Source organism: Paenibacillus tarimensis (genome assembly GCF_021532315.1).
In the GTDB taxonomy this organism is placed as follows: Bacteria; Bacillota; Bacilli; order Paenibacillales; family Paenibacillaceae; genus Paenibacillus_I; species Paenibacillus_I tarimensis.
This window is the reverse complement of the sequence record NZ_JAKGAO010000044.1, coordinates 1-5809: the sequence shown is the minus strand read 5'-3', so window position 1 is coordinate 5809 and position 5809 is coordinate 1. Positions and strand designations below refer to the sequence as shown.

Annotated in this window: 9 protein-coding genes and 1 rRNA gene; 7 read left to right on the top strand and 3 right to left on the bottom strand. The window is 47.5% G+C overall.

Annotated elements, in window-relative coordinates; translation table 11 throughout:
• The first annotated feature begins 212 nt into the window (after positions 1-212).
• Positions 213-842, top strand: coding sequence for a LysE family transporter (locus L1N82_RS22910; RefSeq protein ID WP_235289785.1), 630 nt, complete (start codon positions 213-215; stop codon positions 840-842).
• Here the strand turns inward: L1N82_RS22910 and L1N82_RS22905 are convergent.
• A complete protein-coding gene (locus tag L1N82_RS22905; protein WP_235289784.1) occupies positions 786-2267 on the bottom strand; it encodes an amino acid permease in 1482 nt (493 codons plus the stop codon). The genes L1N82_RS22910 and L1N82_RS22905 overlap by 57 nt on opposite strands.
• 156 nt (positions 2268-2423) lie before the next feature.
• Between L1N82_RS22905 and L1N82_RS22900 the strand changes: the two genes are divergently transcribed.
• Positions 2424-2594 (top strand): YozQ family protein, encoded by a 171-nt coding sequence (locus L1N82_RS22900; RefSeq protein ID WP_235289783.1) that lies wholly within the window; start codon positions 2424-2426, stop codon positions 2592-2594.
• A gap of 56 nt (positions 2595-2650) precedes the next feature.
• On the opposite strand, the gene L1N82_RS22895 is transcribed toward L1N82_RS22900, so the two are convergent.
• Positions 2651-3154, bottom strand: a complete 504-nt coding sequence (locus L1N82_RS22895) for a spore coat protein (protein ID WP_235289782.1) — start codon at positions 3152-3154, stop codon at positions 2651-2653.
• A gap of 128 nt (positions 3155-3282) precedes the next feature.
• Between L1N82_RS22895 and L1N82_RS22890 the strand changes: the two genes are divergently transcribed.
• Genes L1N82_RS22890 through L1N82_RS22875 form a run of 4 tightly spaced genes read left to right on the top strand, consistent with a single transcriptional unit; the run spans position 3283 to position 4195 of the window.
• On the top strand, positions 3283-3465 hold the full coding sequence (locus L1N82_RS22890; protein ID WP_111147636.1) for a hypothetical protein: 183 nt from the start codon (positions 3283-3285) through the stop codon (positions 3463-3465).
• Between the two features lie 39 nt (positions 3466-3504).
• Positions 3505-3711: a hypothetical protein gene (locus L1N82_RS22885; RefSeq protein WP_235289781.1), complete on the top strand. Its 207-nt coding sequence runs from the start codon at positions 3505-3507 to the stop codon at positions 3709-3711.
• 21 nt (positions 3712-3732) lie between these two features.
• Entirely contained in the window at positions 3733-4032 is a 300-nt protein-coding gene (locus L1N82_RS22880) for a spore coat protein (protein WP_235289780.1), read from the top strand.
• Positions 4033-4036: 4 nt separating this feature from the next.
• The gene (locus tag L1N82_RS22875; protein WP_235289779.1) at positions 4037-4195 is read left to right on the top strand and encodes a hypothetical protein; all 159 of its coding nucleotides are present in this window, start codon (positions 4037-4039) and stop codon (positions 4193-4195) included.
• A 67-nt stretch (positions 4196-4262) separates the two neighbouring features.
• On the opposite strand, the gene L1N82_RS22870 is transcribed toward L1N82_RS22875, so the two are convergent.
• Entirely contained in the window at positions 4263-5114 is an 852-nt protein-coding gene (locus L1N82_RS22870) for a manganese catalase family protein (RefSeq protein WP_235289778.1), read from the bottom strand.
• A 445-nt stretch (positions 5115-5559) separates the two neighbouring features.
• Between L1N82_RS22870 and L1N82_RS22865 the strand changes: the two genes are divergently transcribed.
• Positions 5560-5809 (top strand): 16S ribosomal RNA (locus L1N82_RS22865); the annotation flags it as partial.

Genomic DNA, 5809 nt, shown 5'->3' with positions numbered 1-5809 from the left:
GTACTTGGACCGCAGGGTCCTGGGAGAGTAGGACGTTGCCAAGCTAATAAAGCCCGTTAAGCATAATGCTTAACGGGCTTTATTCTATTTTCAGTCCGATACTCTGCAGCCAGGAAGCTTGATTATTTTTGATAGAAACAGTCGTACAAGCCGAACCTTGTGAATAAGATGGTACAAGTACATCTTTAGGACGCAGGAGGGTTCCGGTAAAAATGAGTACAATTTTCGGCTATATCCTATTGGGTTTGTCCCTGTCCGCTCCCATCGGACCGATCAACGCGGCCCAGCTGGACCGAGGAATCAAAAGCGGCTTCATGAATGCCTGGCTGGTGGGAGTGGGAGCCATGGTCGCAGATGCCCTCTATATGATGATGGTGTATATGGGTATTGTGCATTTTATTGAGATCCCCTTCATGAAAACCTTTCTCTACCTCTTCGGCGCTTTTGTACTCATTTACACCGGTATAGAGAGCCTACTTAGTCTCGACAGTATAGGTGAAGCCAGTTCAGAAGGTAAAGATGAAACAAAATTGAAATCTTTTATTTCAGGTTTTCTCATGTCACTATCGAATCCAATGACGATATTGTTTTGGCTGGGGATATACGGTTCCGTACTGGCAGAGACGGCTGCCAAATATGACAGTCGCCAACTGCTGCTCTACAGCGGAGCGATTATATTCGGTATTCTGTTATGGGATCTGACCATGGCCGCTGTGGCCAGCTCATTCCGTAAATGGATGACATCAGGACTGCTCAAGTTTATTTCCATGCTATCGGGCTTATCGCTAATCGGATTTGGATCTTACTTTGGCATTCAAGCGTTTCGTCTTCTCTTCCCCTAACTTGTAGTCCATACCTATAATCTTATGCGCAGTTTCCCCGCCAGCAGAAGCGATATGCGTACGATGTCCCCCTGTCTTCTTCCAGTGGCGCATCATCAAAAGAGTCACAGTCCCAATCAGGGCAACGAACGCAAAGCTGACATAAAAGCCAGGCCGGCTTGTCTCATGAAACAGAGAACCGGAAACAGCAGTGAGCAGGATTAGCATGCCTGTAAAACGCTTTGCCTGCGCCCATTTGCTGAGCTTGAGCAGCTTGCCGGATGTCACCAGGATGAAGAACCAGTTGTAAAGCAGCATCAGTCCTGCGGCGGTTGTTACATATTCGTAGATTTTACCGGGCATAAGCAGAGCAGAGATTATAGAAGCAATCAATCCTGCAGTCGTTAAACCAATAGCTGGAAGTGGACAGCCCTTCAACACCTTTTTGGCGAAAAAGACGGGTGCATCCTTATCCTGTGCCAGTGTTACCAGCATGGTAGTGACGGCAAACAACGAAGCAACCATGGTCGAGAAGCCTGCGATGATCAGTACGGCATTAAAGATATGCGGAACCAGCGGTAAATTATATTGATCAAGAGCCGTCAAGAAGGGGCTCTTTTTTGCGTTTAGGGTATTCCACGGAACAAGAGTGATTGCCAGTATTATGGATGCGATGTAGATAGTCGTGAGCAGCATCAGCATCATTTTACCGGCCTTGGGCGCTTGCTTGGGATCTTGAAGCCGCATGGCCATAATACCCATGATTTCGATACCACCGAAGGCGTAGAAAGCAAAGAGCAGAGCGGACCATAACCCAATAAAGCCATGCGGAAAATATTCTCCGGCCGTTCCAGGCACCGAAGGCGTATATCGCCCGGTACCAATCCAGCCCATCAGGGCTGCCGTGGCAATGATCAGAAACATCACAATGGCGGAAACCTTAATGATGGCGAACACATTTTCAAACCGTTCAAAACCTTTTGTTCCAAGCAGAATGATGATTAACCCGAGAATGGCATAGCCGCTAGCAAACAGCCACATGGGTACATTCGGGAACCAGAAGCGTGAGAAGAGCGACAGGGCAGTCATCTGACTTCCCATAATGAGGAGCTCAGATGCCCAGTAGACCCACCCGCTTGTGAAGCCGGCCCAGCGTCCAAAGGCCTTCTTGGCATACGATCGGAAGGATCCCTCAAGAGGATCCTCGGATGTCATCCGGGCTAGAACGTCAAAGACAATATAAGTACCGAAGCCGGCTAAAACAAATGCAATCAGTACGCCGGGTCCACCGATCTTGATAGCTATACCGGATCCAAGAAAATAACCTGTACCGATTGTGAAAGCCACACCAAGCAGAGACAACTGCCACCAGTGAAGCTTGTCTTCTTTTTTTACAGGATTGTTATGTGCCCTTGCGCTTGTCGCTTCGCCATGTTTGAATTTCATTGCTGCACTCCTGTTAAGATGGATTTTGAATCTGGTACGGCTTATGTTGGATAGATGCGCCTGATTTTATGTGCTGAATATAGGTTGAATAAACGGAGCTGGTCCTGCGGATAATGGTTGGCGTGTAATGATGTTTAGGAAAAGGTGGGAAGCGCCATGACAGAGCGTCAAACAAGCCGGGACGAGAATCACAAGCTTAAGGGAACCGAGCTGACACATGAGCAATTTTCGGATGTATATATGGCGGGTACAAGCGATGGGATACATCAGCTGAAGGATCGAAAGGTGAAGGTGGAGCAGGAAGGTTATGAACCGGAGGAAAAATAAAGAACCGGCTTCAGGCTTTTTTTGAAGGGGGGCTGAAGCCGGTTCGCCTGACTTGATTACATGGACAGCGCTTTTTTGGCGAGAATGACGTCGTTAGTTAGCAGCTTCTGCAGGTTGTAGGACGGGTAAAAACCGCGCTCATACATGAAGTAAAATGCCTTGGCGTGCAGCTCAATCGCTTTGTTTAGTTGACGAGTCAGGGTTTCTCTAAGCTGTGGTGTGGCAGTTTCCGTGATGGCAATTGCATAGTTACGTACAGAAGTTTTGGCAAAGATAAGCAGCTGCCCGCCATAAAAACCAGTAAGATCATCTGCAGAGCTTCTATGTGCGATTGTTGGAGCCTTCGGTACGTATTGAATCAGTTCCTTTAGGTTATTCTCCACCGTGTCAATCGTTTCGGCGTAGAGCGCACGCAGTGTTGGGTCCTTAATGTCCGGTACATTCATCTTAAAGGCCATCAGGCAATTGCTTTGGAAAGCGGTCAGTTCATGAAGCTCCAGTGTTTCGTGCCATGCAAGGTGAGGCTGGGTGTTTCGCTGATCGGAATACACGATCGTCATCCCTCCAATGTTTGATAAGACACCATATGCCCAGATCGGGCTAATGGGAAATTGTCTATGTTTTTTTGCCGGGATAAAAATGATTGGTTCAAGCAAAAAATAAGTGTGAAGTGAAGGAGGAGAAAATCATGAGCAGACTAAATGAGTATGTCGATAACCATGAGCACCTTGATACAATTAATACCATACTGAAGCATTATGGGGTAAGCGCTGAGTTTGTAGCTCATACGCTATGTGAAAGCTTCGGGGAAGATAAAGAGCTGCCGAAGGAATTTATTGAAGATCTAAAGCAGTTTAATGCTTCTCTGTAGTTTAAGGTGATGAAGAAGTAAAGGAGGTGAAAACCAACTATGAATACACCAACTGGTCTGGGCGCCCATGAATTGCTGGATTTGCATGAAATTCTGATGTTCAAAAATACGTGTGTTACAAAAGCCAAAACAATGCAAATGCTTGTTTCCGACCAAGAGTTGAAGAACATTATGAATACGGATGTTACCAATAGCGTAACTGCTATTCAAGAGCTCCAATCTATTCTGTCTAACGCAGTTAAATAATATATAGAGGAGGTGCCTGCAATGAATGCTCTTGTAGAGAATATGACTGGAATGAACGTAATGACCGATAAGGTTTTAGCTACTGACTTCTTGATTTATGCCAAAACGGGCGTCCGCAACTTGTCCGTCGCGATAACCGAATCTGCAACTCCTGAAGTCCGCAATATGCTGAAGCGTCAGCTGAATACTGCCATCGATACGCATGAGCAAATTTCTAATTATATGATCAGTAAAGGCTGGTATATCCCAAGTGATGCGAAAGCGCAGATTCAGATGGATCTGGAAAACGCTCAGCTTGCACTTAAAGTAGCACAGGGTTAACGTGATGAGCGGCAAAGAGACTAACCCGGAAATCCGGGATTTAGCCACGCACCAGGCGGGGGCAATCCGATCACATGAGACTCGTTATACGAAACAGCCAGTAACCATCGAACCGGGCAGAGCCCCTTCGCGGATGAATGGGCAGCGCGACGGGAAGAATTAAAGATACAGAATAAGAACCTCCCGGTGTTGTCAGCCGGGAGGTTTTATGTAGTGCACTGTATATCATCTTACATTGGGGGCATCATGGGACCGTCTTTTATTGCGGCTGGCGGTGTATCATGAATATATGGAGGCGCTGGGGCCAATACGGGCTTAGGAGCAAGCGGCTGTGGATTTTCAACGTATTGGAAGGTACCGCAGCCATCCATACTTGGTCCACTCGCCCAGCGTCCACGTGCGCTTTCATTTCCGCGGGATAGATTGAATAAGGTATAGGACACCTCTCTCTTCTCAAGCTCCCTTGGGAATGTGCTCGGAACGACGAGTCCTTCTTTTTCTTCAAGTTCGGCGATGGCAGCAGCCCATTGATTCTGATGCATAGTATCACGGGCAATGAGCCAGGAAAGCATATCACGGACGCCTCTGTCACTTGTTTCTTCATACAGCCGCACGACCTGCAGCCGACCTTGGGATTCAGCGTTCAAATTTGCCCGGAAATCAGCCAAGAGGTTTCCGCTTGCGATCATATATTTAGCATCCCAGCGGTTGCCGTTGCTGTCAGCAGGCATAGCGCCAAGGCCTGATACAATGACGTGCTGCGGATTCATGCCGCCCAGAATAGCCCCGACGACGGGGTTTTTGGCTGCTTCTTCGGTATCTCCAATGGGTGCGCCATCGAGCAAACGAGCAATCATGGTAGCCAGCATTTCAATATGAGCGAGCTCCTCCGCACCAGTATCGAACAACAAGTCTCTATACTTGCCGTCTCCCCGTGTACTCCAGCCTTGAAAAAGATATTGCAGAGCAACAGTCATTTCACCGAATTGCCCACCCAGTACTTCCTGCAGCTTACGGGCAAAGATCGGATCCGGCCGGTCGGGCTTTGCCTGATATTGCAGCTCCTTTACATGATAAAACATGTCGTCACTCCCTCCGAAGTTTCGCGATCAATGTATTATATGGATGCGACTTGTCCGAAAATGTCTATATTTTTGATGGAACGATGTTTTGATTATATTTAGCTTCTTAAATGAGCAGCGGTGCTAACTTCCAGTTGCTTTAGTGCACGAGCCATGATAACCTATGAATCCGGCCGCAAGCGAGGGGTTGTTAAGTGGAAGTGAGCAGTAGTTAATAACGGCTGAAAAGCCGGCCACGAAAGAACGAAAAAAATAAACACTTGCATATGATCTGCGTAGTATGGTATATTCTAATTCCGGTCGTGAGAGCGGCAGGGACAAGCAAGACAGAGTAAGACAAACGAAGTAATTGTTCTTTGAAAACTGAACAACGAGCGAACTGCCCTGTCATTCCTTAATGGGATGATAGATAAGCAATACAGAATGAGCAAGTCAAATCTTCACTTTAATGGAGAGTTTGATCCTGGCTCAGGACGAACGCTGGCGGCGTGCCTAATACATGCAAGTCGAGCGGACTTGAAGAGGAGCTTGCTCCTCTGATAGTTAGCGGCGGACGGGTGAGTAACACGTAGGCAACCTGCCTGTAAGACTGGGATAACATCCGGAAACGGATGCTAATACCGGATACACGCTTCCCCCGCATGAGGGGACCGGGAAAGACGGAGTAATCTGTCACTTACAGATGGGCCTGCGGC